The sequence below is a fragment of the Arhodomonas sp. KWT2 genome, assembly GCF_041949875.1.
In the GTDB taxonomy this organism is placed as follows: domain Bacteria; phylum Pseudomonadota; class Gammaproteobacteria; order Nitrococcales; family Nitrococcaceae; genus Arhodomonas; species Arhodomonas aquaeolei.
Genome location: NZ_JBHFPQ010000043.1, coordinates 239,216 through 260,197, shown reverse-complemented (window position 1 = coordinate 260,197; position 20,982 = coordinate 239,216). Strand labels below are relative to the sequence as shown.

Annotated in this window: 20 protein-coding genes; 8 read left to right on the top strand and 12 right to left on the bottom strand. The window is 71.0% G+C overall.

The window, feature by feature from the left end; translation table 11 throughout:
- Positions 1–125: 125 nt before the first annotated feature.
- The 3 genes from ACEZHJ_RS10560 (at position 126) to ACEZHJ_RS10550 (ending at position 4,112) form a co-directional block, all read left to right on the top strand.
- The gene (locus ACEZHJ_RS10560; RefSeq protein WP_259203084.1) at positions 126–2,540 is read left to right on the top strand and encodes a DEAD/DEAH box helicase; all 2,415 of its coding nucleotides are present in this window, start codon (positions 126–128) and stop codon (positions 2,538–2,540) included.
- Positions 2,518–3,738, top strand: coding sequence for a ribonuclease H-like domain-containing protein (locus ACEZHJ_RS10555; protein ID WP_375036483.1), 1,221 nt, complete (start codon positions 2,518–2,520; stop codon positions 3,736–3,738). The genes ACEZHJ_RS10560 and ACEZHJ_RS10555 overlap by 23 nt, the downstream gene beginning before the upstream one ends.
- A 71-nt stretch (positions 3,739–3,809) precedes the next feature.
- Positions 3,810–4,112, top strand: a complete 303-nt coding sequence (locus tag ACEZHJ_RS10550; protein ID WP_259203087.1) for a chaperone modulator CbpM — start codon at positions 3,810–3,812, stop codon at positions 4,110–4,112.
- Here ACEZHJ_RS10550 and ACEZHJ_RS10545 read toward each other — a convergent pair.
- Positions 4,104–4,589, bottom strand: a complete 486-nt coding sequence (locus ACEZHJ_RS10545; RefSeq protein ID WP_259203089.1) for an Lrp/AsnC family transcriptional regulator — start codon at positions 4,587–4,589, stop codon at positions 4,104–4,106. The genes ACEZHJ_RS10550 and ACEZHJ_RS10545 overlap by 9 nt on opposite strands.
- 129 nt (positions 4,590–4,718) lie before the next feature.
- Between ACEZHJ_RS10545 and hppD the strand changes: the two genes are divergently transcribed.
- Positions 4,719–5,819 carry a 4-hydroxyphenylpyruvate dioxygenase family protein gene (hppD, locus tag ACEZHJ_RS10540; RefSeq protein ID WP_375036482.1) on the top strand — a complete coding sequence of 367 codons (1,101 nt, stop codon included), beginning with the start codon at positions 4,719–4,721 and terminating at the stop codon, positions 5,817–5,819.
- Here the strand turns inward: hppD and ACEZHJ_RS10535 are convergent.
- Positions 5,801–6,424, bottom strand: coding sequence for a flagellar brake protein (locus tag ACEZHJ_RS10535; protein WP_163139054.1), 624 nt, complete (start codon positions 6,422–6,424; stop codon positions 5,801–5,803). The two genes, hppD and ACEZHJ_RS10535, sit on opposite strands and share 19 nt — an antisense overlap.
- A gap of 167 nt (positions 6,425–6,591) precedes the next feature.
- On the opposite strand from ACEZHJ_RS10535, the gene ACEZHJ_RS10530 reads away from it, so the two are divergent.
- On the top strand, positions 6,592–8,853 hold the full coding sequence (locus ACEZHJ_RS10530; RefSeq protein WP_259203103.1) for a molybdopterin-dependent oxidoreductase: 2,262 nt from the start codon (positions 6,592–6,594) through the stop codon (positions 8,851–8,853).
- Here the strand turns inward: ACEZHJ_RS10530 and ACEZHJ_RS10525 are convergent.
- Positions 8,831–9,145 (bottom strand): hypothetical protein, encoded by a 315-nt coding sequence (locus tag ACEZHJ_RS10525; RefSeq protein ID WP_375036481.1) that lies wholly within the window; start codon positions 9,143–9,145, stop codon positions 8,831–8,833. The genes ACEZHJ_RS10530 and ACEZHJ_RS10525 overlap by 23 nt on opposite strands.
- 72 nt (positions 9,146–9,217) lie before the next feature.
- Here ACEZHJ_RS10525 and ACEZHJ_RS10520 point away from each other — a divergent pair, with 72 nt between their 5' ends.
- Positions 9,218–9,742 (top strand): TIGR02281 family clan AA aspartic protease, encoded by a 525-nt coding sequence (locus tag ACEZHJ_RS10520; protein ID WP_163139057.1) that lies wholly within the window; start codon positions 9,218–9,220, stop codon positions 9,740–9,742.
- 10 nt (positions 9,743–9,752) lie between these two features.
- Here the strand turns inward: ACEZHJ_RS10520 and ACEZHJ_RS10515 are convergent, their stop codons facing one another.
- The 9 genes from ACEZHJ_RS10515 to ACEZHJ_RS10475 all read right to left on the bottom strand — a co-directional run bounded on the left by ACEZHJ_RS10515 (position 9,753) and on the right by ACEZHJ_RS10475 (position 17,555).
- Positions 9,753–10,571, bottom strand: a complete 819-nt coding sequence (locus tag ACEZHJ_RS10515) for a UDP-2,3-diacylglucosamine diphosphatase (RefSeq protein ID WP_163139058.1) — start codon at positions 10,569–10,571, stop codon at positions 9,753–9,755.
- 108 nt (positions 10,572–10,679) lie between these two features.
- The gene (locus tag ACEZHJ_RS10510; RefSeq protein WP_163144259.1) at positions 10,680–10,928 is read right to left on the bottom strand and encodes an SH3 domain-containing protein; all 249 of its coding nucleotides are present in this window, start codon (positions 10,926–10,928) and stop codon (positions 10,680–10,682) included.
- A 38-nt stretch (positions 10,929–10,966) separates the two neighbouring features.
- Complete coding sequence (nadC, locus tag ACEZHJ_RS10505; RefSeq protein WP_375036480.1) at positions 10,967–11,812, bottom strand: nicotinate-nucleotide diphosphorylase; 846 nt, start codon at positions 11,810–11,812, stop codon at positions 10,967–10,969.
- Positions 11,809–12,153 (bottom strand): Na+/H+ antiporter subunit G, encoded by a 345-nt coding sequence (locus tag ACEZHJ_RS10500; RefSeq protein ID WP_163139059.1) that lies wholly within the window; start codon positions 12,151–12,153, stop codon positions 11,809–11,811. Before ACEZHJ_RS10500 ends, nadC begins: the two co-directional genes overlap by 4 nt.
- 12 nt (positions 12,154–12,165) lie before the next feature.
- On the bottom strand, positions 12,166–12,435 hold the full coding sequence (locus tag ACEZHJ_RS10495; RefSeq protein ID WP_018717952.1) for a K+/H+ antiporter subunit F: 270 nt from the start codon (positions 12,433–12,435) through the stop codon (positions 12,166–12,168).
- Positions 12,429–12,923 (bottom strand): Na+/H+ antiporter subunit E, encoded by a 495-nt coding sequence (locus ACEZHJ_RS10490; protein ID WP_163139060.1) that lies wholly within the window; start codon positions 12,921–12,923, stop codon positions 12,429–12,431. Before ACEZHJ_RS10490 ends, ACEZHJ_RS10495 begins: the two co-directional genes overlap by 7 nt.
- Before the next feature lies 1 nt (position 12,924).
- Positions 12,925–14,463 carry a monovalent cation/H+ antiporter subunit D gene (locus ACEZHJ_RS10485; RefSeq protein WP_259203155.1) on the bottom strand — a complete coding sequence of 513 codons (1,539 nt, stop codon included), beginning with the start codon at positions 14,461–14,463 and terminating at the stop codon, positions 12,925–12,927.
- Entirely contained in the window at positions 14,460–14,783 is a 324-nt protein-coding gene (locus ACEZHJ_RS10480; protein ID WP_018717955.1) for a Na+/H+ antiporter subunit C, read from the bottom strand. Before ACEZHJ_RS10480 ends, ACEZHJ_RS10485 begins: the two co-directional genes overlap by 4 nt.
- Before the next feature lie 3 nt (positions 14,784–14,786).
- Positions 14,787–17,555, bottom strand: a complete 2,769-nt coding sequence (locus ACEZHJ_RS10475) for a monovalent cation/H+ antiporter subunit A (RefSeq protein ID WP_375036479.1) — start codon at positions 17,553–17,555, stop codon at positions 14,787–14,789.
- Positions 17,556–17,810: 255 nt separating this feature from the next.
- Here ACEZHJ_RS10475 and ACEZHJ_RS10470 point away from each other — a divergent pair, with 255 nt between their 5' ends.
- Both ACEZHJ_RS10470 and ACEZHJ_RS10465 read left to right on the top strand, forming a co-directional pair.
- Positions 17,811–20,126 carry a DUF1631 family protein gene (locus ACEZHJ_RS10470; RefSeq protein ID WP_163139061.1) on the top strand — a complete coding sequence of 772 codons (2,316 nt, stop codon included), beginning with the start codon at positions 17,811–17,813 and terminating at the stop codon, positions 20,124–20,126.
- Positions 20,123–20,914, top strand: a complete 792-nt coding sequence (locus tag ACEZHJ_RS10465) for a 1-acyl-sn-glycerol-3-phosphate acyltransferase (protein WP_018717958.1) — start codon at positions 20,123–20,125, stop codon at positions 20,912–20,914. The genes ACEZHJ_RS10470 and ACEZHJ_RS10465 overlap by 4 nt, the downstream gene beginning before the upstream one ends.
- The last annotated feature ends 68 nt before the right edge of the window (positions 20,915–20,982 follow it).

The window sequence follows — 20,982 nt, the reverse complement described above, 5'->3', positions numbered from 1 at the left end:
GGCGCTTGTTCGTTCTCTTTGGGTTCTATAATCTTTTCATTCTCAACGGGCTCTCCCGCTGATGCAAACGAAAACGGCGGTGTGACGCCGTCATTGAGCCGAGTCGCTGGCAAACGGGGGCACGAATGGGCATAGCGGCAGCGGAAACCGACGACGCGCGCCTGCTCGACCCGGTGCGCCGGCTCGCCGGGCGCCTGCGGCGAAAGTATAGCGGACGAATCACCGGTGAGCTGACGGTGCCCGCGCGGGACGGCCGTTATGCCGATATCCCCGGCGAGCTCGCGCCCGCACTCGCCGGCGCGCTGCGCGCCCGGGGCGTGGCACAGCTCTACAGCCACCAGCGCGAGGCCTGGGACCAGGTCCGCGCCGGCCGGCACACCGTGGTGGTCACGCCCACGGCCTCGGGCAAGACCCTGTGCTACAACCTGCCGGTGCTCCAGTCCGCACTCACGGAACGCTCGAAGGCGCTGTACCTCTTCCCGACCAAGGCCCTCTCCCAGGATCAGGTCGCGGAACTCACCGAGCTCAACCAGGCCGGGGAGCTGGGCATCCGCGCCTATACCTTCGACGGCGACACACCCGGTGACGCCCGCAAGGCGGTGCGCACCAAGGGGGACATCGTCGTCTCCAACCCGGACATGCTCCACAAGGGCGTGCTGCCGCACCACACCAAGTGGGCGCAGTTCTTCGAGTCGCTGAAGTACGTTGTCATCGACGAGATGCACACCTACCGCGGCGTGTTCGGCTCCCACGTGGCCAATGTCATCCGCCGGCTGCGCCGGGTGTGCCGTTTCTACGGCGCCGACCCGGTGTTCATCCTCTCCTCGGCGACCATCGCCAACCCGGCGGAGCTGGCCGCCTCGCTGGTGGGCGACGAGGTCGCGGCGATCACCGACAGCGGTGCGCCGGCAGGGGAGAAGCACCTGCTGCTGTGGAACCCGCCGGTGGTCAACGCCGATCTGGGTATCCGTGCCTCGGCGCGCTCGCAGGCCACGCGCATCGCGCGCACCGCCGTGCGCGGCGGCATGAAGACCATCGTGTTCGCGCGCTCGCGGCTGATGGTCGAGGTGCTCACCAAGTACCTCAAGGACGTCTTCGACCGCGATCCCCGCCGCCCGGCACGGGTCGCCGCGTACCGCGGCGGCTACCTCCCCACCGAGCGCCGGGGCACCGAGAAGGCCCTGCGCGGCGGCGACGTCGACTGCGTCATCGCCACCTCCGCGCTGGAGCTGGGCGTGGACATCGGCGCGCTGGACGTGTGCGTGCTCAACGGCTATCCCGGCACCATCGCGGCCACCTGGCAGCGGCTCGGCCGGGCGGGGCGGCGCAACCGTCCGGCACTGGGGGTGCTGATCGCCTCCAGCGAGCCCCTGGACCAGTACATCGTGCGCAACCCGGAGTTCTTCCTCGGGGCCTCGCCGGAGCACGCCCGCATCAGCCCGGACCAGCTCCTCATCCTGCTCGACCACGTGCGCTGCGCGGCCTTCGAGCTGCCGTTCCGCCGGGGCGAGCGCTTCGGGGGCGAGGACCTGGAGGCGCTGCTGGACTATCTCGTCGAGCAGGGCGTGCTCCACCGCGAGGGCGAGGCCTGGCACTGGATGGAGGACAGCTACCCGGCCAACAGCGTGAGCCTGCGCGCGGTGGCCGAGGGCAACTTCGTGGTCATCGACACCACCGACGGGGCGCGGCGCATCATCGCCGAGGTGGACTTCTCCAGCGCCGCGGAGACGATCTACGAGGGCGCGATCTATCTCGTGCAGGCGAGCCCCTACCAGGTCGAGCACCTGGACTGGACCGGGCGCAAGGCCTACGTGCGCGAGACCCGTGCGGACTACTACACCGACGCCATCGACTACACCCGGCTGAAGATCCTGGAGAACTTCGAGTCCGCCCGGGCGGCCGACGCGGAGGTGGCCAACGGCGAGGTCCACCTGGTGCGGCGGATCCCGGGCTACAAGAAGATCCGCTACTACAGCCACGAGAACATCGGCTTCGGCAACATCGACCTGCCGGACCAGGAGATGCACACCACCGCGGTGTGGTGGCAGGTCGAGCCCCGGGCCCTGGCGGACGCAGTGCCGGGCCGCCAGCAGGCCATCGACGGCTTTCTCGGCGCGGCCTACGCTATGCACCATGTGGCGGCGCTGCGGATCATGGCCGAGCCCAACGACCTCGGCCGGGCCGTCGGTGACGGCGACGCGCGCTGGTTCGCAACCGTGGGCGCGAGTGGGCGCGGCAGCCTGCGCACCCTGGACGGCGGCGAGGTGGATCCGGAGGCGGAGCGCCACTTCCGCCCCGCGGTGTTCCTGTACGACAACTACCCCGGCGGCGTCGGCCTCTCCGAGCCGCTGTTCGGCCAGCGTCACGCCGTGGCGGCGGATGCGCGGGATCTCGTGGCGGCCTGCGGCTGTGAGCACGGCTGCCCAGGCTGTGTCGGCCCGATCCTCGCCTCGGAGGACCAGCGCGGGTTCTCGCCCCGACAGGCGGCGCTGACCGTGCTCGAGCTGTTCATCGGTGATGAGTCTCCGCGCGCGTCTTGACACCCTCCGGCGCCAGGCCGGCACGGACGACGCCCCCGAGCGCGGGGGCGACGACGCCCTGCGCGAGCGCCTGCGTCGCCTTGACGGCGGCCGTCGGCGCCCGGGTGCGGCGGCGGGGCCGGTGCCGGCGGCGGACGTCGCCGCGTGCGTCGGCGGTGAGGTGGTGGCGGACTCGCTGGTGCGCGTGCGCCAGCGCATCCCGCTGGAGAGCGCGCACGGCCACGTGGCCCTGGGCCGCGTCGGCGACGCCGTCGCGCTGCCCGGCGTGGGGGCGTTCCCCGGCCGCTCCGCGGTGTTCATCGACACCGAGACCAGCGGTCTCGCCGGCGGCACCGGCACGGTGGCCTACCTCGTCGGCCTGGCGCGCCTGGATGGCACGGCGCTGGCGCTGGAGCAGTACCTGATCACGGCGTTCGCTGGCGAGGCGGCCATGCTCGCCGCTGTGCGCGATGCACTGGGCGGCGACGACGTCCTCGTCAGCTACAACGGCAAGTCCTTCGACGCGCCGCTGCTGCGCGACCGTTTCCGCCTGGCCCGGCAGTACCACCCCCTTGAACGGACCGGCCACGCGGACCTCCTGCACCCGGTGCGCCGGCTCTTCCGCCGGACGTGGCCGGACTGCCGGCTCGCCACCGCGGAGGCGCGCCTGCTCGGCTTCCGCCGGGACGACGATCTGCCCGGGAACCAGGCGCCGCTGGTGTGGTCCGAGCTGCTGCATGGCGGAACCACCGAACGGCTGCCGGCGGTGCTGGATCACAACCGTCGGGACCTCCTCTCGCTGGCGGCACTGTGGCCGGTGCTGGGGGAGGTCTTCGCCGAGCCCGCGCGCTGGGGCGCCTGCTCCCGGGCGGCGGCCCGGGCATGGTACATGAGTGGCGACGAGCGCCGGGCGCGGGCGGTGCTGGAGGCCGCTCCGGCCCTCGATGCGCCGGGGCGCCACGAGCTCGCCCGCCTGCGCCGCCGCGCCGGCGACTGGGCCGGGGCGCGCGCGATCTGGCAGGGCCTGGCCGAAGCCGGCGACGCGCACGCCGCGGAGGCGCTGGCGAAATACCACGAGCACGTCCGGCGGGACTGGCAGGGGGCGCTCGCCTGGACGTCACGCCTGCCCGCCGGTGCCGAGGAGACCGAACGGCGTCGTGAAAGGCTCGCGCGCAAGCGCGGCCGCGACGGTGCCCAGGGCGATCTCTTCCCGCGGTGACCGCGGCGGGGATGACCTATGCTTGGGATAAACGGCGGTGCATGCCGCCATACACGGATGCGAGGTATGGCATGACGGAAGCCGACGAGGCCCTGAGCGGCGTGATACTGGAGCACACCCGGGGCTGGACCCTGGACGAGGTGAGCGGCCTCTGCCGCGTGGAGACCCGCTGGGTAGTGGCGCTGGTGGACGAGGGCGCCATCGAGCCCGCGGAGGGTGCCGGGCCACCGGAGTGGCGCTTCGGCGGCGACGCGGTGGTACGCGTGCAGCGTGCCGCCCGGCTGATGCGCGACCTGGGCGTGAACGCCCCGGGGGCGGCACTGGCGCTGGAGCTCATGGAGGCGCTGGACGCCCGGCGCTCGGAGCTATCCTAGCTGGTCCAGGGGCAGGGCCGTGGTCTCCTTGAGCCGCTGGAGCAGGATGTTCGAGCGCACGCTTGCGACCATCGGCAGGCCCAGCAGCTCGTGGAGCAGGAACTCGGAGAAGCGTTCGAGATCCGGCGAGACCACGCGCAGGAGGTAGTCCGAGTCCCCGCTCACCGCCCAGCACTCCAGCACCTGGGGAAACGCGCCGATCCCCTCGGCGAAGGCGCGCGCCGGATCCGTGCCATGCTTCTCCAGCGAGACGTTCACGAACGCCATCACCCCCAGGCCGAGGCGGCGGCGGTCGAGCACGGTGGCATAGCCGCGGATGACCCCGGCGGACTCCAGGCGCTTGAGCCGGCGCTGACACTGCGACGGCGAGAGGTGCACGCGCTCGGCGAGGGCGACGTTGGACAGGCGCGCATTCGCCTGCAGTGCCTCGAGCAGGCGGTGGTCATAGGTGTCGAACGCGAGGGTGTGCGTGTCCATTGCGTATTGATCGGTGTCAATGCAGGTTCAATGCACAGTCTGCGCGTGAGACGGTGATTCTGCAAAAACAGTGCGTCACCGGTGCGGTATCGTCCCGGACATACCCACCCGACGTGCAGGAGGCGCATCATGAGCGCGGCCGAGCAGTATCAGGATCTCTGGGACAACCCCGTGGGCACGGACGGCTTCGAGTTCGTGGAGTTCGCCGCCCCCGAGCCGGAGGGGCTCAAGGCGCTGTTCCGGCGCATGGGCTTCAGCGAGGTGGCCCGTCACCGCAGCAAGGCGGTCAGCCTCTTCCGCCAGGGCGGGATCAACTTCATCGTCAACGCGGAGCCGGACAGCCAGGGTGCGGCCTTCGCCCGCGAGCACGGCCCCTGCGCCAACGCCATGGCCTTCCGCGTGCGCGACGCCGCGGCGGCGCTGGACACCCTGGTGGCCCGCGGTGCGACCCCGGTGGCCCCGCGCACCGGGCCGATGGAGCTCAACATCCCCGCGATCGAGGGTATCGGCGGTGCCCTGGTCTATCTGGTGGACCGCTACGGTGAGCAGTCGATCTACGACGTGGACTTCGAGCCCGTGCCCGGTGCCGATCCGAATCCGGCGGGCGCGGGGCTCACCTACATCGACCACCTGACCCACAACGTCGCCCGCGGGCATATGGATTACTGGGCGAACTACTACACCGAGCTGTTCAACTTCCGCGAGATCCGCTACTTCGATATCGAGGGCAAGCGCACCGGGCTGCATTCCCGGGCAATGACCAGTCCGGACGGGCACATCCGTATCCCGATCAACGAGTCGTCGGACGACAGGAGCCAGATCGAGGAATTCCTCCGCGAGTACAACGGCGAGGGTATCCAGCACATCGCCCTCGGCACGGACGATATCTGTGCCACCGTGGACGCGCTGACGGGCAACGGCCTGGGGCTTATGAGCACGCCGGCGACCTATTACGAGAAGGTCGACGAGCGGGTGCCCGGCCACGGCCAGGATCTGGAGGCCCTGCGCGCGCGCAACATCCTCATCGACGGCGCGCCCACCGAGGGCCAGGGCCTGCTGCTGCAGATTTTCAGTGAGACCGTGATCGGGCCGATCTTCTTCGAGTTCATCCAGCGCAAGGGCAACGAGGGCTTCGGCGAGGGCAATTTCCAGGCCCTGTTCGAGTCCATCGAGGAGGACCAGATGCGCCGGGGCGTGCTCGACGGGGGGGATCAGCCTGACGGGAAGTAGGCGCCAAGGCGCCGGAAGGTCCGGCCGAGGTCCGCGCTCAACCCCAGGACCTGCCGGCCGTCCTCCTCGCTATGGCGGCGTACGTCGGCAGAGAAACGGACCAGCGGCTCCGTCTCTTCGGGGAGGGCGAGGCTGATGTGCAGGGTCCCGCCTTCGCAGACCGCCGCGGCGGGGGGCAGCGCCACCCGGCAACCCTGCTCGCTGACGTCGAGGATCAGCGCGTTGTGTTCCTCGCCGTCGCCCATGCGCACGCGTGCCGGGAGCTGGCAGTTGAGTCTCGGTTCCCGGCGCAGCGCGAATGACTCGGTCTCCTCCGGATAGGCGATGAAGACCATGGGCTCCGGTTCGCGCAGGAGCTGGCGCACGTAGCTCCTGAACCCGTAGGCCACACCTTCGTGGAAGAAGCGCACCACCAGCGGGTCGCCCGGGCTCAGGCGCAGGCGCTCCAGCCCGCCGCCACCGGCGTTGTCGTGCAGGGCGAGATACCGGTCGGCGCGTGCGCCGAGCAGTGTCGTGACGATACGGCTGGCATAGCCCGGCACCTGGAGCTGCATGTTAAGCCCACAGAAGAACAGCTCCCCGGTGTCCTGTGTCGCCTCCGCCATTGTCCCCTCCGTGTCGTCGTCCGCAGGGAGTCTACCCGCGCCGGCGGTTAGGGGCTAACGCCGGCGGCAACCCGCCGGGGCCGGTCGAGCGTGGTCACCGGCGAACGGGTTAGACTGGGCGTCCGGGCGGTAGGCGCCCGGGAAAACGCGTTGAATGGAGCCACCCCATGACCCGCACTGTCCGCACCCTGGCCCACTGGGGCGCCTATCAGCTCGATATCGACGGCGAGGCCGTCACCGCCGTCCACCCCTGGCCCGATGATCCGGACCCCTCGCCGGTGGGCGAGGTCCTGCGCGAGACCCGCGGCCCCGAGCGTGTCGAGCGGCCGATGATCCGCCGCGGCTGGCTCGACGGGGCGTCCACCGGCGAGCGCCCCCGGGGCGCGGACGAGTTCGTGCCGGTCTCCTGGGAGACGGCGCTGGAGCATGTCGCCGGCGCCCTGGCACGCACCCGGCGGGAGTACGGCAACGAGGCCATCTACGGTGGCTCCTACGGCTGGGCCAGCGCCGGGCGCTTCCACCATGCCCAGAGTCAGGTGCACCGTTTCCTCGCCGCCATCGGTGGTTACGTCCGCTCGGTCAACAGCTACTCCTTCGCCGCGGCGGAGGTGATCACGCCCTACGTGGTGGGTTACGACTTCAACACCTTCCGCGCGGCCTCCACCTCGCTGTCCGTGGTCGCGCGGGAGACGGAGCTGCTGGTGTGTTTCGGCGGCACGCCGTGGAAGAACGCCCAGATGCAGTCCGGCGGCATCGGCCGCCACGTGGTCGGCCCGGCGCTGGAGGCCGCCGCGGCGCGGGGCTGCCGCATGGTCAACCTCTCGCCGCTGCGCGACGACCTCGCCCTGGCAGGTGCGGTGTGGCAGCCGGTGCGCCCCAACACCGACCTCGCGGTGATGCTGGGTATCGCCCACACGCTGGTCGAGGAGGGCCTGCACGACCGGGACTTCCTCGCGCGCTACACCGAGGGCTTCGAGCCCTTCCGGCGCACGCTCATGGGCGAGGCGGACGCCCCGGCGCGGGACGCGGACTGGGCGGCCTCGGTAAGCGGCGTGCCCGCCGCGACCCTGCGGGAGCTGGCCCGGGAGATGGCCGGGTCGCGGACCATGATCAACCTGAGCTGGTCGCTGCAACGCGCGGATCACGGCGAGCAGGTCTACTGGATGGGTATGGTGCTCGCGGCCATGCTCGGGCAGATCGGACTGCCCGGGGGCGGCTTCGGCGCCGGCTACTCCGCCGCGGGGTCGGTGGGCAACGGCGCCCACCGCCGGAAGCTGACCCGGCTGCCGCCCCTGCCCAATCCGGTGGAGGCCTTCATCCCGGTGGCCCGCATCGCGGACATGCTCCTGCACCCCGGTGAGTCCTTCGACTACGACGGCGAGCGCCGCCGCTACCCGGAATGCCGGCTGGTGTACTGGGCGGGCGGCAACCCGTTCCACCACCACCAGGACCTCACCCGCCTGGTGCGGGCGTGGCAGCGCCCGGAGACGGTGATCGTCCATGAGCCGTTCTGGACCGCCACCGCCCGGCACGCGGACATCGTGCTGCCGGTGACAACGCCGCTGGAGCGCGAGGACATCGGCGGATCGTCGGCGGACGACACGCTCGTGGCCATGGACCAGGCGTTCCCGCCCTACGGCGAGGCCCGCGACGACTACGCGATCTTCGCCGACCTGGCGGAGCGCCTGGGCGAGGGCGAGCGCTTCACCGAGGGGCGAGACGTCACCGGCTGGCTGCGCCACATCCACGGGGGCCTGCGCGAACGCTACCCGGAGCTGCCGGACTACGACGCCTTCCGCCGGCGGGGCTATCACCGTTTCGGTGAGGGTGAGCCGCCGGTGGAGCGGGTGCAGCTCGCCGACTTCCGCGCGGACCCCGAGCGCTACGCCCTGCCGACCCCGAGCGGGCGCATCGAGATCCACTCCCGGCGTATCGAGGCGATGGCGCTGGCGGACTGTCCGCCCCATCCGCAGTGGCTGGCGCCGTCGGAGTGGCTGGGCGGGGAGAGCGCGCGTCAGCGCCCGCTGCACCTGCTTTCCCACCAGCCGGCGAACCGGCTGCACGGGCAGTACACCCACGCCGCGCCGAGCCGGCGGGCGCGGATCGACGGCCGTGAGGCGGTGCTCATCAACCCGGAGGACGCCGCCGCCCGGGGGATCAGTGACGGCGACACGGTGCGCGTGATCAGCGACCGCGGCGCCTGCCTCGCCGGTGCGCGGCTGTGGGACGGCGTGATGGCCGGGGTCGCGGTCCTGCCCACGGGCTCCGACTATACCCCGGACCCGGCGGGCGGGCCGGAGCGCTCGGGCAACCCCAACGTGCTCACCCGGGACGTCCCGACCTCCGGGCTGGGGCAGGCGCCGAGCGCCCAGACCTGCCTGGTGGACATCGTCCCGGAGGCGGGGGTCAGTGCGTCCGCGCCAGCGTGAACAGCGCCGTGGCCACCTGGTGAGGGGGGTAGCGGCGCAGGCGCTCGACGAGCGCCTCCCAGCGCTGCCCGTCCGCCGCCAGGGGGGCGAGGGCGGTACCGTCGTCGGTCAGCGCGGTGAGCCGGGAAGGGCGGCCGGTCGCCTCCGGTGCGGTGGCGAGGCCGGCGTTGCGCAGCCAGTGAAGGTGCACCGCCACGGTCTCCGCGGGCCGGCCAGGGAGGTCCGCGGCGGCGACCGGCCCGGTGGCCAGCCGCTGCACGATCTCGCGCAGCAGGGCGCCGTCGACCTGCATGATTGTGCTCCCGGATGGATGTCCGTCGCCGATGATACCCCGGTGGCGCACTGATGACAGGAGGTGACGGCCATGGATGAGCAGGCCCGGGGGCAGCGCCGCATGGGCCGGGGCATGATGATGGCGTTCTGGGTGCTCGTGCTGGGGCTCGGGACCTGGTGGTTCCAGGGCGTGCTCGAGGACCGGCGCAACCCGAACGCGGGCGTGGCGCAGACCGGCGGAGACGGGCGGGTGGTGCTGGAGCGCAACCGTTCCGGGCACTTCGTCGCCACCGGACGTATCAACGGTGAGCCGGTGACCTTCCTGCTCGATACCGGCGCCACCTACGTCACCGTCTCGCCCGGCACGGCTTCGCGTCTGGGCCTGCGGGAGGGACCGGCGGCGACCTTCAGCACGGCCAACGGCCGGGTACGTGGCCACCTCACACGGCTGGATACCGTCGCCCTCGGAGGGCTCGCGGCCCGGGATGTGCGCGGTGCCGTCAACCCGGGGCTGGGCGACGACACCGCGCTGCTCGGCATGAGCTATCTTGGCCGTTTCGACATCCAGCTCAGCGGCGAGCGCATGATCATCCGCGCGCCGCAGCAGCGGCGCTGAGCCCGCGGGCTCAGGCCGCGGCCTGCCGGGGCGGGGTGGCGTCGCAGCGCTTCAGGGTCACCCGTGCCGCATCGCTCCAGTGCACCAGCGCCAGGTGGCCGTCGGCGGCCTCGGTGAGCGCGGTGCAGCTTTCCACCCAGTCACCGCAGTTGGTGTAGAGCACCCCGTCGATGCGCTCGATCTCCGCGCGGTGGATGTGGCCGCAGACCACGCCGTCCACGCCCCGCCGCCGGGCCTCACGCGCCGCGGCGTGCTCGAATCGGGCGATGTAGTCCGTGGCGTTGGCGACCCGGTGCTTCACGGCGTGGGCCAGCGACCAGTACGGGAAGCCGAGCAGGCGGCGGGCCCGGTTCACCCAGCGGTTGAGCCAGAGCAGGGTGTCGTAGGCGTGATTGCCCAGGGCCGTGAGCAGCGGACCGCACTGCACGACGGTGTCGAACTCGTCGCCGTGGAAGACCAGCAGCCGGCGACCGTCCGCGGTCTCGTGGACGATCTCGCGGTGGACGCTGACGCAGCGGACCTCGCTGCCGGCGTAATCCCGCAGGGCCTCGTCGTGGTTGCCGGGCACGTAGATCACCCGCGTGCCGTTCTCCGCCTTGCGCAGGATCTCGTGGATCACCGCGGTGTGCGCGTCCGGCCAGTGCACGCGCCGGCGGCGGTGCATCTCCCAGAGGTCGACGATGTCGCCGACCAGGTAGAGGTTGTCGCTTTCCGTCTGGCGCAGGAAGGTCAGCAGGAACTCCGCCTGGGCGCCTCGGAAACCCAGGTGCACGTCCGAGATGAAGATGCTGCGGTAGCGCGTTGTCAGCGTGCGTGTCGCCTTCGCCATGATGCCCCCTCGGGCTTGCCGGGACGCGGCCCACGCTGGCACGGCGGGGTTTCACGGATGTGATGCCACGGCGCCGCTTTCGTGACACGGCGCCGTGGGTTGCGGGGCTCAGCGCAGCTGACTGCTGCGGACCCAGCCGCTGTCGCCGTTACGGGTGCGTACGTGCACGTAGCGGCCCTCGCGGCGGCCGGTGGTCACGGGCTCGCCGGGCTCCAGGCGCCGGCCGCGGTCGGCGGTGGAGTCCGGATCGTCGAGGAGATAGGGCGCGGAATAGCGGGCCTTCGCGTTCCCGGCCGGTGCGGCCGTGGGCAGGGCGAGGAGCAGCAGGGCGGCAAGGACGAGGGTGTAGCGCGACATGTCGAACCTCCGTGTCGGTCGCGGTGGATGTGTTTACGTTAACGTTGGGGGGTGCCGGGTTGCAGGCGCATGGACAGATCCACGGCGCGGACGTGCTTGGTCAGTGCCCCGGTGGAGACGTAGTCCACGCCCGTCGCCGCGATGCCGGCCAGCCCCTCCCACTCGACGTTGCCGGAGGCCTCGAGCCGGGCGCGGCCGGCGTTCATGGCCACCGCCTCGCGCATGGCCGCCAGCGGGAAGTTGTCGAGCATGATGATGTCGGCACCGGCGGCCAGTGCCTCGGCGACCTCGTCGAGGGTCTCGGTCTCGATCTCGACGGTGACGTCCGGGTGGTGGTGGCGGGCGGCCTGCACGGCCGCGGTGATGCCGCCGCAGGCGAGGACGTGGTTCTCCTTGATCAGGATCGCGTCGAACAGTCCCTGGCGGTGGTTCACGGCGCCGCCGCAGGCGGTGGCGTACTTCTGGGCGCGGCGCAGTCCCGGCAGGGTCTTGCGCGTGTCGAGCACGCGGCAGCCGGTGCCGGCCAGGGCGTCGGCGTAGCGGCGCGCGGTGGTGGCCGTGCCGGAGAGCAGCTGCAGGAAGTTGAGCGCCGTGCGCTCGCCGGTGACCAGGCTGCGGGCCGGGCCGGTGAGGGTGCACAGCAGGGTATCGGCGTCGACGGCATCTCCGTCGTTCACGTGCCAGCGGATGTGTACCGCCGGGTCGAGGGCCTGGTAGACGGCGTCGAACCAGGGGCGGCCGCAGATCACGGCGGGCTCGCGCACGATCACCGTGGCCGTGTCGATCCGCCCGGCGGGCAGGAGCACGGCGGTGATGTCGCCGCTGCCGACGTCCTCGTCCAGGGCGCGGCGGGCATCGTCGGCGACGCGCTGGGGATCGATCACGCCGGGTCGTCCTCCGTCTCGTCGTCGTCGATGGCCGCGGGCCGTGGGGCGACGGAGTCGACGCGACGGCGCAGCGCCGAGCGCCCGAGCATGAAGGCGCTCACCGGTGCGGTGATGAACAGGAAGAAGGTGATCAGGAACTCGCGCACGCTCACCCCGCTCTCCGTGCCCGCGGCGTAGGCCACGAACGCGGCGAGCAGGCTGGCCAGCCCCAGCGTCGTCGCCTTGGTCGGGCCGTGCAGCCGGGTGAAGAAGTCCGGGAAGCGCAGCATGCCCAGTGAGCCCACGAGCACGAAGAAGGCCCCGATGAGGATGAACACGGCGGTGATGGCTTCCGACACGGTCGCCTCCGTTCAGTCCATGAGCGCGCCGCGGCCGAGGTACTTGGCCAGCGCAATGGTGCCGACGAAGCCCATCATGGCGATGAGCAGCGCCGCCTCGAAGTAGATGCGGTCGGCGAACTGGATCGAGACCAGCAGGATCAGCGCGATCGCGTTAATGTAGAGCGTGTCCAGGGCCAGCACTCGGTCCTCGGCGGTGGGGCCGGCGAGCAGGCGGTAAAGGTTCATGGCCATGGCCGCGATCACCGCGGCGAAGCCGATGTAGAGCGTCACCGTCAGCATTCCAGCAGCTCCTTGAGCGGGCGCTCGTAGCGTGTGCGGATGTCCTCCACGGCCTCCGTCTCGTCCGGGCAGTCGAGCATGTGCACGAACAGGGTGCCCCGGTCCGCGCTGAACTGGACCGACACCGTCCCGGGGGTGAGCGTGATGATGCTCGCCAGCGCCATCGCCCCGTGGGGTTCGCGGATCTCCAGCGGGATGATCAGGAATGCCGGGCGCAGGTCGCGGTTGCGCCGCGTGAGCACGATCCAGGCCACGGCGGCGTTGGCCGCGATGATGTCCCAGACCACCACCGGGATCAGCGTGAGCAGCACCTTCGGGCGGCGGAAGTGGATCCGGTCCGGCCAGAACCCCTGGGTAAGCTGCGGGATGACCAGGCCGAGGATCACCCCGACGAGGATCGCGCCGGCGCCGATGCTGTCGACGAGCAGCATCCAGATGACCAGCACGAACCCCGAGAGCACCGGATTGGGAAGCAGTCTCGCCAGCATGTCACGCCCCCTCGTCGTGGTGGCCGGGGCTGGTCTGTCGCCCGGCGTCCATGACGGCCTGGGTATAGGCCCCCGGGCCATCGAGGAGATCACCCGCCGTGGCCCGGGTGTAGCCGCTGATCGGCCCGGCGAAGACCGTCATCGCCACCACCAGAGCCACGCACAGCCCGGCGGGGACGTAGGCGGCCGCGTCCGGGGCGGCGACCGGCCCCGCCGGCGGCTCGTCCTTCCAGAACAGGGCGCTGCCCGCGCGGCTGAGCGCCACCACCGTGAACAGGCTGCCGGCGAGCACCACCGTCCATACCAGGGCGGTGGGCGAGACGCCGGCCACGGACTGGAGGATCAGGGTCTTGCCGAGGAAGCCGGAGAGTGGCGGGAGGCCGGCCACGGCCACCGCCAGGGCGGTGAAGAGCAGGCCGAGGGGGGCCCAGCCGCCGGGGCGGGGTGCCGGCTCGAAACGGTCCCCCGACTCCCCGCGGTGCTCACCGAGCACGCCGGCGAGCAGGAACATCCCCGCCGTGGCGATGGTGCTGTGGAGCAGGTAGTACAGCCCGCCGCCGATGGCCGCCGGGGTGAACACGGCGATGCCCACGACCATGGTGCCCACAGAGGTGAGCATGGCGTAGGCGACGAGCCGCCGCAGGCCGGCGGCGGCGAGCGAGCCGGTCATGCCGATGACGATCGTGGCGAGCGCGGCGCCGAGCAGCCAGGGGCCGACGGCCTCCACCGCCGCCGAGGCCGGGGCGTCGAAGACCACCGTGTATACCCGCAGAATGGCGTAGACGCCGATCTTGGTCATGATCGCGAACAGCGCCGCCACCGGCGTGGTGGCGCCGGCGTAGGCGTCCGGCAGCCACAGCGACAGCGGCACCAGCGCCGCCTTGATCGCGAACACCGTGACCAGCAGGAAGGCGCTGGCGTAGAGCAGGCCGCGGTCCGCCGGCGCGACGTCGGCGACCCGGCCGGCGAGGTCGGCGATGTTGAGTGAGCCGGCCACGGCGTACAGCGTGCCCACCCCGACGAGGAACAGCGCCGATCCCACCAGGTTGATCACCACGTACTTCACCGCCGCGCGGGTGCGGCCCGGCCCGTGGCCGTGGAGCAGCAGGCCGTAGGACGCGATCAGCAGGATCTCGAAGAACACGAACAGGTTGAAGATGTCCCCGGTGAGGAACGCCCCGTAGATGCCCATGAGCTGGAACTGGTAGAGCGCATGGAACAACCGCCCGCGCCGGTCCGTGCCCTGGATCGCCTGCAGCAGCGCGATCATGGCGATTACGGCGGTGAGCAGCACCATCAGCGCGCTCAGGCGGTCGAGCACGAGCACGATACCGTAGGGCGCCGGCCAGTCGCCGAGGGCGTAGGCGATCGCCGAGCCGTCGCTGACTGCGGTGACAGCCACGATCGCCGTCACCAGTCCGGCGGCGGTGGCGGTCACCGAGAGCACACGCTGGACGAACAGCGGCGCGCCGGCGATCAGCACCAGCACGAAGCCGGCGAACGCCGCGATGAGCACGGGCAGTATGGGCAGGTGTGTCATTCGCGTCCGTCCACGTGGTCGCTGCCGAGCTCGCGCCGGGCCTTGAGCGCGAGCACGAGTACGAAGGCGGTCATGGCGAAGCCGATGACGATGGCGGTGAGCACCAGCGCCTGGGGCAGCGGATCGGTGTAGGCCTTTGTGCCCTCATGGACGATCGGCGGCGCGTTGATCGCGAGCCGCCCGGTGCTGACCAGGAACAGGTTCACCGCGTAGGAGAGCAGCGTCAGCCCCAGAATGACCGGGAACGTGCGCGCCCGCAGCGTCAGGTAGATACCGGCGGCGGTGACCACGCCGATACCGCTGGCGATGAGGATCTCCATGAGCTAGCGCCCCTCCACCGGCGGCTGCTGTTTGCCGAACTGCGAGAGCATGAGCACCACCGAGCCGACCACGGTCAGGAACACGCCGAGGTCGAAGGCCACGGCGCTGGCGATCTCGAAGTCCCCGACCACTGGCCAGTTCACGTGGGAGAACGTGCTGGTGAGGAAGGGCACGTCGAACAGCCAGCTCGCCAGGCCGGTGAACCCGGCGGTGAGCAGGCCGGCGCCGATCATCGGGAAGTAGTTGCCGGTCAGGCGCTGCTCGGTCCAGTGCACGCCGCTCGCCATGTACTGGGTGACCATCGCCACGGCGGCGATCAGCCCGGCGATGAACCCCCCGCCGGGCTGGTTGTGGCCGCGCAGGAACACGTACACGGTGACCACGGCGAGCAGCGGCAGCATCACCCTGGAGCCGATCAGCAGCATCCTTGGGTGGCGGGCCTCGGTGTCCGCGCTCGCCATGGTGTGGGCCTCGTCACGGATCAGCGCGTAGACACACAGTGCGGCGATGCCGAGCACGGTGATCTCGCCGAAGGTATCGAAGCCGCGGAAGTCGACGAGGATGACGTTGACCACGTTGTGGCCGCCGCCGCCGGGCACGCTGGTCTCGAGGAAGTAGCGCGAGATCGAGTCCAGCGGCCGGGTCATCGCGGCATAGGCCAGCGCGGCGATGCCACCGCCGCCGGCGACCGCCAGGACACCGTCGCGCCAGCGCCGTCCCGGGCTGCTCTCGTGTGGGGTCTCCTTGGGCAGGACATTGAGCGCGAGCAGCAGCAGCACCGTGGAGACCACCTCCACCGAGAGCTGTGTGAGGGCGAGGTCCGGCGCGCTGATATAGATGAAGGTCAGCGCTGAGAGCAGGCCGACCACGCCGGTGGCCACCAGCGCCAGGAAGCGGTCGTGGTGGCGCAGTGCGATCACCACCGTGGCGATCACGCCCATGAGCCAGACCGCGACCGCCGGCAGCGGCGCCGGGGTGAGCGCCCGGCTGCCCGCGTCCAGCCCACCGGTGACGCCGCCCGCCGCTGCCATTACCACCGCGGCGCCGACCACCAGCACGACGTTGCGCTGTACGCTGCCGTCGTCGAGCCAGGCGGTGAGCCGCCGGCTCGCCGCGATGGCGCCGGCCAGCAGCGATTCGAAGCAGCCCTTGCCGGTGAACGCCGGGAAGGTCCGCTCGTGCCAGCGCTCCGCGGCGTCGCGGCGGTAGTACAGGGCCACGGCGCCGGCCAGCGCGATCACGCTCATTACCAGCGGGATGTTGAAGCCGTGCCACAGGGCCAGGCTGAACGGCTCCGGCGCCTGGAGCAGCACGCCGCCGGCGGCGGCGGTGAGCACCGTGCTGATCACCAGCGAGGGGACCACGCCGACGATCACGCAGATCAGGATGAGGATCTCCACGGGCACACGCATGTAGCGTGGCGGCTCGTGGGGGTGGCGGGGCAGGGCGCCGGTCTCGTCGCCGAAGAACACGTCGTGGACGAAGCGCAGCGAGTAGGCCGCGCTCAGCAGTCCGCCGATGGTGGCGAACACCGGCAGCAGCCAGCCGATGCCGCCGAGGCGCTCGCTCTCCACCACCACCTCGGTGAAGAACATCTCCTTGGACAGGAAGCCGTTGAACAGCGGCACGCCGGCCATGGAGGCCGCGGCGATGGCCGCGAGCCACATGGTCACCGGCATGTAGCGGCGCAGACCGCCGAGCTTGCGGATGTCGCGGGTGCCGGTCTCGTGATCGATGATGCCCGCGGACATGAACAGCGACGCCTTGAACGTCGCGTGGTTGATGATGTGGAACACCCCGGCGATCACGCCGGCCTGGGTATTGAGCCCGAACAGCAGGGTGATCAACCCCAGGTGGCTGATCGTGGAGTAGGCGAGCAGCCCCTTGAGGTCGTCCTTGAACAGTGCGCCGTAGGCGCCGAAGACCATGGTCGCCAGCCCGATCACTGTAACCAGCACGAACCATTCCTCGGTGCCCGAGAGCGCGGGATAGAGCCGGGCGATGAGGAATACACCGGCCTTCACCATGGTGGCGGAGTGGAGGTACGCGCTGACCGGCGTCGGCGCGGCCATGGCGTGGGGCAGCCAGAAATGGAACGGCACCTGCGCCGATTTGGTGAACGCGCCGAGCAGCACCAGCCCCAGGATCGGCAGGTACAGCGGGCTCGCGGTGATGGTGTCGCCGGCGGCGAGGATGGTCTGAAGCTGGTAGCTGCCGACCACGTGTCCGAGCAGGATCGCCGCGGCGAGCAGGCACAGTCCGCCGGCGCCGGTCACCGTCAGCGCCATGCGCGCGCCCTGGCGCGCGTCGGCGCGGTGGCGCCAGTACCCGATGAGCAGGAACGAGCTGATGCTGGTGAGCTCCCAGAACACCACCAGCAGCAGGATGTTGTCGGAGAGCACGATGCCGAGCATCGCCCCCATGAACGCCAGCAGCATCGCGTAGAAACGACCCATGGGGTCGTCCTCGCTGAGGTAGTAGCGCGCGTAGAGTATGATCAGGAGCCCGATGCCGAGGATCAGGCCGGCGAACAGCAACCCGAAGCCGTCGAGGAAGAAGGCGAGGTTCAGGCCCAGTGCGGGCATCCACGGCCAGCTCGCCTCGACCACGCCGCCTTCGAAGACCGTCGGCGCGAGCCCCGCCAGCAGCACCAGTGCCAGCGCGGTGGGGGTGGCGGCGGCCCATGCGCTGGCGGTGCGCCCGGCGCGTACCAGCACGGGAGGCAGTACAATGCCCGCCAGCGGTAGCAACACGATCAACAGGAGCTTCATGTCGTCTCTCTATGCCAACGGTCCCGGTGCCTGGCCCGGCGTGTACCGCAACACCCCGCTGGCGCCGGCGATGCCGCCGGCGTGTATGCGGCGCGGGGCGTTCGGGATCGGCGGCAGTCTAGCAGAACTCATCCCATGCGGCACGAGGGCCCGGAGATGTCGACGTGTGCGCCCCTTCTCGGTCAAAGTGATGTATAAACGGTGGAATGGGCGCGGTATTCCGTCCAAGGGGGTGTTTAGCGTGACGGGAGGGTTATGAACGCCGATGACAAGGTCGTGTACCTGAGGGACGGGCATCGCCAGCGCGTCTCCGAGGTCGTGCAGGACCTGCGCCATCTTGCCACCGAACGTCTGGTGCGCACCGCGACCCGGACCCTGGACCGCAGTGACGACGTCCTCTTCGAGCGCGCCGAGCGTGCCGCGGAGGCGGATACCCAGGAGGCCTATTTCCAGGCCATGCGCGAGCTGCGCCTGCAGCGCCGGCGGGTGGTCGCGCAATTCCGCGAGACGCTGGAGGGACTGTTCAGCGGCCTTGCCCGCCACCGGCCTGCCCCCCTGCGTTCGCGCGAGACCGCCGGTGACGCCGACAGCGAGGACCTCACCCTCATGGACGACCGCCGTCTCGAGGAGGCGGTTGCCATCGAGTCGGCGACCACGCGCCTGCGCGGCCGTCACGGTGTGCTCGTCGGCAGCGTCAACGCGCGCCTGCGTCATCTGCTCAAACTCGACGAGCTCACCTCGGATGCGAGTCCGTTCCATCCCCACACCGTCGTGCTGGCCTTCTCCCTGGCCATGCAGGACGTGGACATCGCGCTCAATCCCCGGCTGATCCTCTACAAGCTCTTCGAGCGCACCCTCGACCTGGAGCTGCCCCGCGTGCTCAAGGCCGTGGACGCCAAGCTCGAGGCGGCGGGCGCGCGTGCGGACACGGAGGATGAGCGCGCCGAGCGGCCCGAGGGCGAGACACCGGAGGAGACCCGCGACGCCGCGGAGCCGGCGGCACCCGCGCCGCCGGAGGACCCCGACGGGAAAGACGATGACGGCGCCGACGATGAGCGGGGTGTCGCCGAGCTGCTCTACCGGCTGATGCGCCGCATGAAGCATCAGGCGCGCCCCGCCGTCTCGCCGGGCAATGGCGGTGGCGGATGGGGCGGTGCCGGAGCCGAGGCCGCCCCGGGAAGCGGCGCCACCGCCGGCACTGGAACCGGCACCGGGGGCCCCGGTGGCGGAGACGGTGCCGGTCCCGGAGGGGGCGGAGCGGCCGGCGCTGCCGGCGGCGTCGCGGATCGCCGGGTGGTCCTGCGCGCGCTGACGGCCCTGCAGCAGGAGGTGCTCGACAGCGAGGAGACCGACCCGGACCGGATCAAGGCCCAGGTCAATCACTGGCTGGGCGAGCACGGCCACGCCACTGCCCTTGAGGCGTCGGTGGACGATGTCATCGACCTCGTGAGCATGCTTTTCGACAATCTGCTCGCCGATCCCAGGCTGGCACCGTCGCTGCGGGTGGTGATCGCGCGGCTGCAGATACCCGTGCTGCGGGTGGCGCTGCGTGACCGCAAGCTCTTCAGCCAGCCCGAACACCCAGCCCGCCGCCTGATCAACGAGCTCGCCGGCGCGGCCACGGGCTGGACCGAGCCCCAGGACCTCGACACCGACCCCCTCTATTGCAAGGTGACGGAGGTGGTCGAGCGCGTGGTCACCCGCTACCAGGATGACGTCCGGGTCTTCGACGTCGCGCTGCGGGATATACGCTATTTCGTCGAGCGCGAGCAGGAGCGTGCCCGGGTCATCGAGCAGCGCACGCGCCAGACCGCCGAGGGCAACCTGCGTGTGGAGGTCGCCCGCGAGGCGGTCCAGTCGGAGGTGGAGGCGCGGCTCGCAGAGCAGCGGGTGCCGACGGTAGTGGTCCGGCTGCTCGAGGAGGCATGGTTCCGGGTCCTGTTCATCACCGCCGTGCGCGAGGGCCGTGAGAGCGAGACCTGGCGGCGTCAGCTCACGGTCATGGACGAGCTGCTCTGGAGCGTGCGGCCCAAACGCGATGCCGACGAACGCCAGCGCATGCTCCAGCTCATGCCGCGGCTGCTCCAGGACCTTCGCGAGGGCCTCAACGGCATCATGTACAACCCTCACGAAATGACCCAGCTGTTTCGTGACCTGGAGTCGGTTCACCTGCGCTGTCTCACGCCGGGGGAGGACCCGGCCGGCGAGGAGGAGGGCGCCGACGGGTCCGCGTCCTCGCGGACTGCGGAGACGTCGTCGTCCGCGGCGGGCTGGGGACAGCGGCCACCGGACGCCGAGGACATGGCACGGGTGGAGTCGCTCGGCGTGGGCAGCTGGTTCGAGCTGCGCGACCATGATCCGGTGGTCCGCGCCAAGCTCTCCGCGCGTCTCGACGAGGGACGGCGTTACGTGTTCGTGAACCGTGCCGGTTTCCGCGTCGCCGAGTACGCGGCGGCGGAGATGGCCCGGGCGGTGCGTGATGCCGACGTGGTGGAGCTCGAGGAGGTGGCGGCGTTCGACCAGGCGCTGGAGCGTGTCATCGCCTCGCTGAGGGAGATCTACGCGGAATGAGACGACTGCTGCGGGTCGTCCTCGCCGGAGTGTACACGCTGATCGGCGGGGTCTGGATCGTTTCCGCGGTGGCGCTGGAGCGCCGCGCCGGCGTGCCGCCCCACGGGCTCGGCCGCTGGGCGCAGCGCCAGTGGTGCCGGGGCCTTTGCCGGCTGCTGGGTGCGCGGCTGGTCGTGCGCGGCGACCGCCCGGTGCCTGGACCGGTGCTACTGGTCTCCAACCACGTCTCGTGGCTGGATATCGTGTGCCTCGCCGCGCTCTGGCCGGTGGCCTTTCTGAGCAAGTCGGAGGTACGCCGCTGGCCGGTGATCGGGCAGGCGGCGACGGCGCTGGGGACGGTCTATATCGAGCGCGGGCGTCAGGCGGCCGCGGCGCGTGCGGTGGCGGCCATGCGCGATCGCCTGCATGCCGGTGCCCGCGTGCTCTTCTTCCCGGAGGGGACCACCGGTGACGGGCTCGGGGTGCGCCCGTTTCGCGCCCGGCTCTACCAGGCGGCCATTGATGCCGGTGCGCCGGTGCAGGCGGTGGCACTGCGTTACCATACCGACGACGGTCACGCCGAGGCCGTGCCCTTTACCGACGATCAGAGCCTGGTCACCAACCTCTGGCAGGTGGCGGGCTATCCCCGGCTGACCGTGACGGTGACGGTCGGGCCGCCCCGGACCACCGAAGAGCTCGGCCGCAGCGAACTCGCCCGCGCCACCTGCGAGGATGTCCGGAGAGGGCTTCGGTCCGGTGCGGCGGAGGAGGAGGCGGCGGCCCCGGAGGGCATACTGGAGCGTTCCTGAGACGGCGGGCTCCTGTCATGGTGCTGTCACCTTTTACGTGGATAATGCCGCGCGATCTCAGAGGATGG

Coding starts and splice junctions, on each gene's coding strand:
- ACEZHJ_RS10550 (WP_259203087.1), top strand. CDS start 3,810: ATGACGGAAGCCGACGAGGCCCTGAGCGGCGTGATACTGGAGCACACC.
- ACEZHJ_RS10485 (WP_259203155.1), bottom strand. CDS start 14,463: ATGACACACCTGCCCATACTGCCCGTGCTCATCGCGGCGTTCGCCGGC.
- ACEZHJ_RS10495 (WP_018717952.1), bottom strand. CDS start 12,435: ATGCTGACGGTGACGCTCTACATCGGCTTCGCCGCGGTGATCGCGGCC.
- ACEZHJ_RS10470 (WP_163139061.1), top strand. CDS start 17,811: ATGAACGCCGATGACAAGGTCGTGTACCTGAGGGACGGGCATCGCCAG.
- ACEZHJ_RS10530 (WP_259203103.1), top strand. CDS start 6,592: ATGACCCGCACTGTCCGCACCCTGGCCCACTGGGGCGCCTATCAGCTC.
- ACEZHJ_RS10555 (WP_375036483.1), top strand. CDS start 2,518: ATGAGTCTCCGCGCGCGTCTTGACACCCTCCGGCGCCAGGCCGGCACG.
- ACEZHJ_RS10525 (WP_375036481.1), bottom strand. CDS start 9,145: ATGCAGGTCGACGGCGCCCTGCTGCGCGAGATCGTGCAGCGGCTGGCC.
- ACEZHJ_RS10475 (WP_375036479.1), bottom strand. CDS start 17,555: ATGAAGCTCCTGTTGATCGTGTTGCTACCGCTGGCGGGCATTGTACTG.
- ACEZHJ_RS10480 (WP_018717955.1), bottom strand. CDS start 14,783: ATGGAGATCCTCATCGCCAGCGGTATCGGCGTGGTCACCGCCGCCGGT.
- hppD (WP_375036482.1), top strand. CDS start 4,719: ATGAGCGCGGCCGAGCAGTATCAGGATCTCTGGGACAACCCCGTGGGC.
- ACEZHJ_RS10510 (WP_163144259.1), bottom strand. CDS start 10,928: ATGTCGCGCTACACCCTCGTCCTTGCCGCCCTGCTGCTCCTCGCCCTG.
- ACEZHJ_RS10545 (WP_259203089.1), bottom strand. CDS start 4,589: ATGGACACGCACACCCTCGCGTTCGACACCTATGACCACCGCCTGCTC.
- ACEZHJ_RS10535 (WP_163139054.1), bottom strand. CDS start 6,424: ATGGCGGAGGCGACACAGGACACCGGGGAGCTGTTCTTCTGTGGGCTT.
- ACEZHJ_RS10465 (WP_018717958.1), top strand. CDS start 20,123: ATGAGACGACTGCTGCGGGTCGTCCTCGCCGGAGTGTACACGCTGATC.
- ACEZHJ_RS10560 (WP_259203084.1), top strand. CDS start 126: ATGGGCATAGCGGCAGCGGAAACCGACGACGCGCGCCTGCTCGACCCG.
- ACEZHJ_RS10490 (WP_163139060.1), bottom strand. CDS start 12,923: ATGCTGGCGAGACTGCTTCCCAATCCGGTGCTCTCGGGGTTCGTGCTG.
- ACEZHJ_RS10520 (WP_163139057.1), top strand. CDS start 9,218: ATGGATGAGCAGGCCCGGGGGCAGCGCCGCATGGGCCGGGGCATGATG.
- ACEZHJ_RS10515 (WP_163139058.1), bottom strand. CDS start 10,571: ATGGCGAAGGCGACACGCACGCTGACAACGCGCTACCGCAGCATCTTC.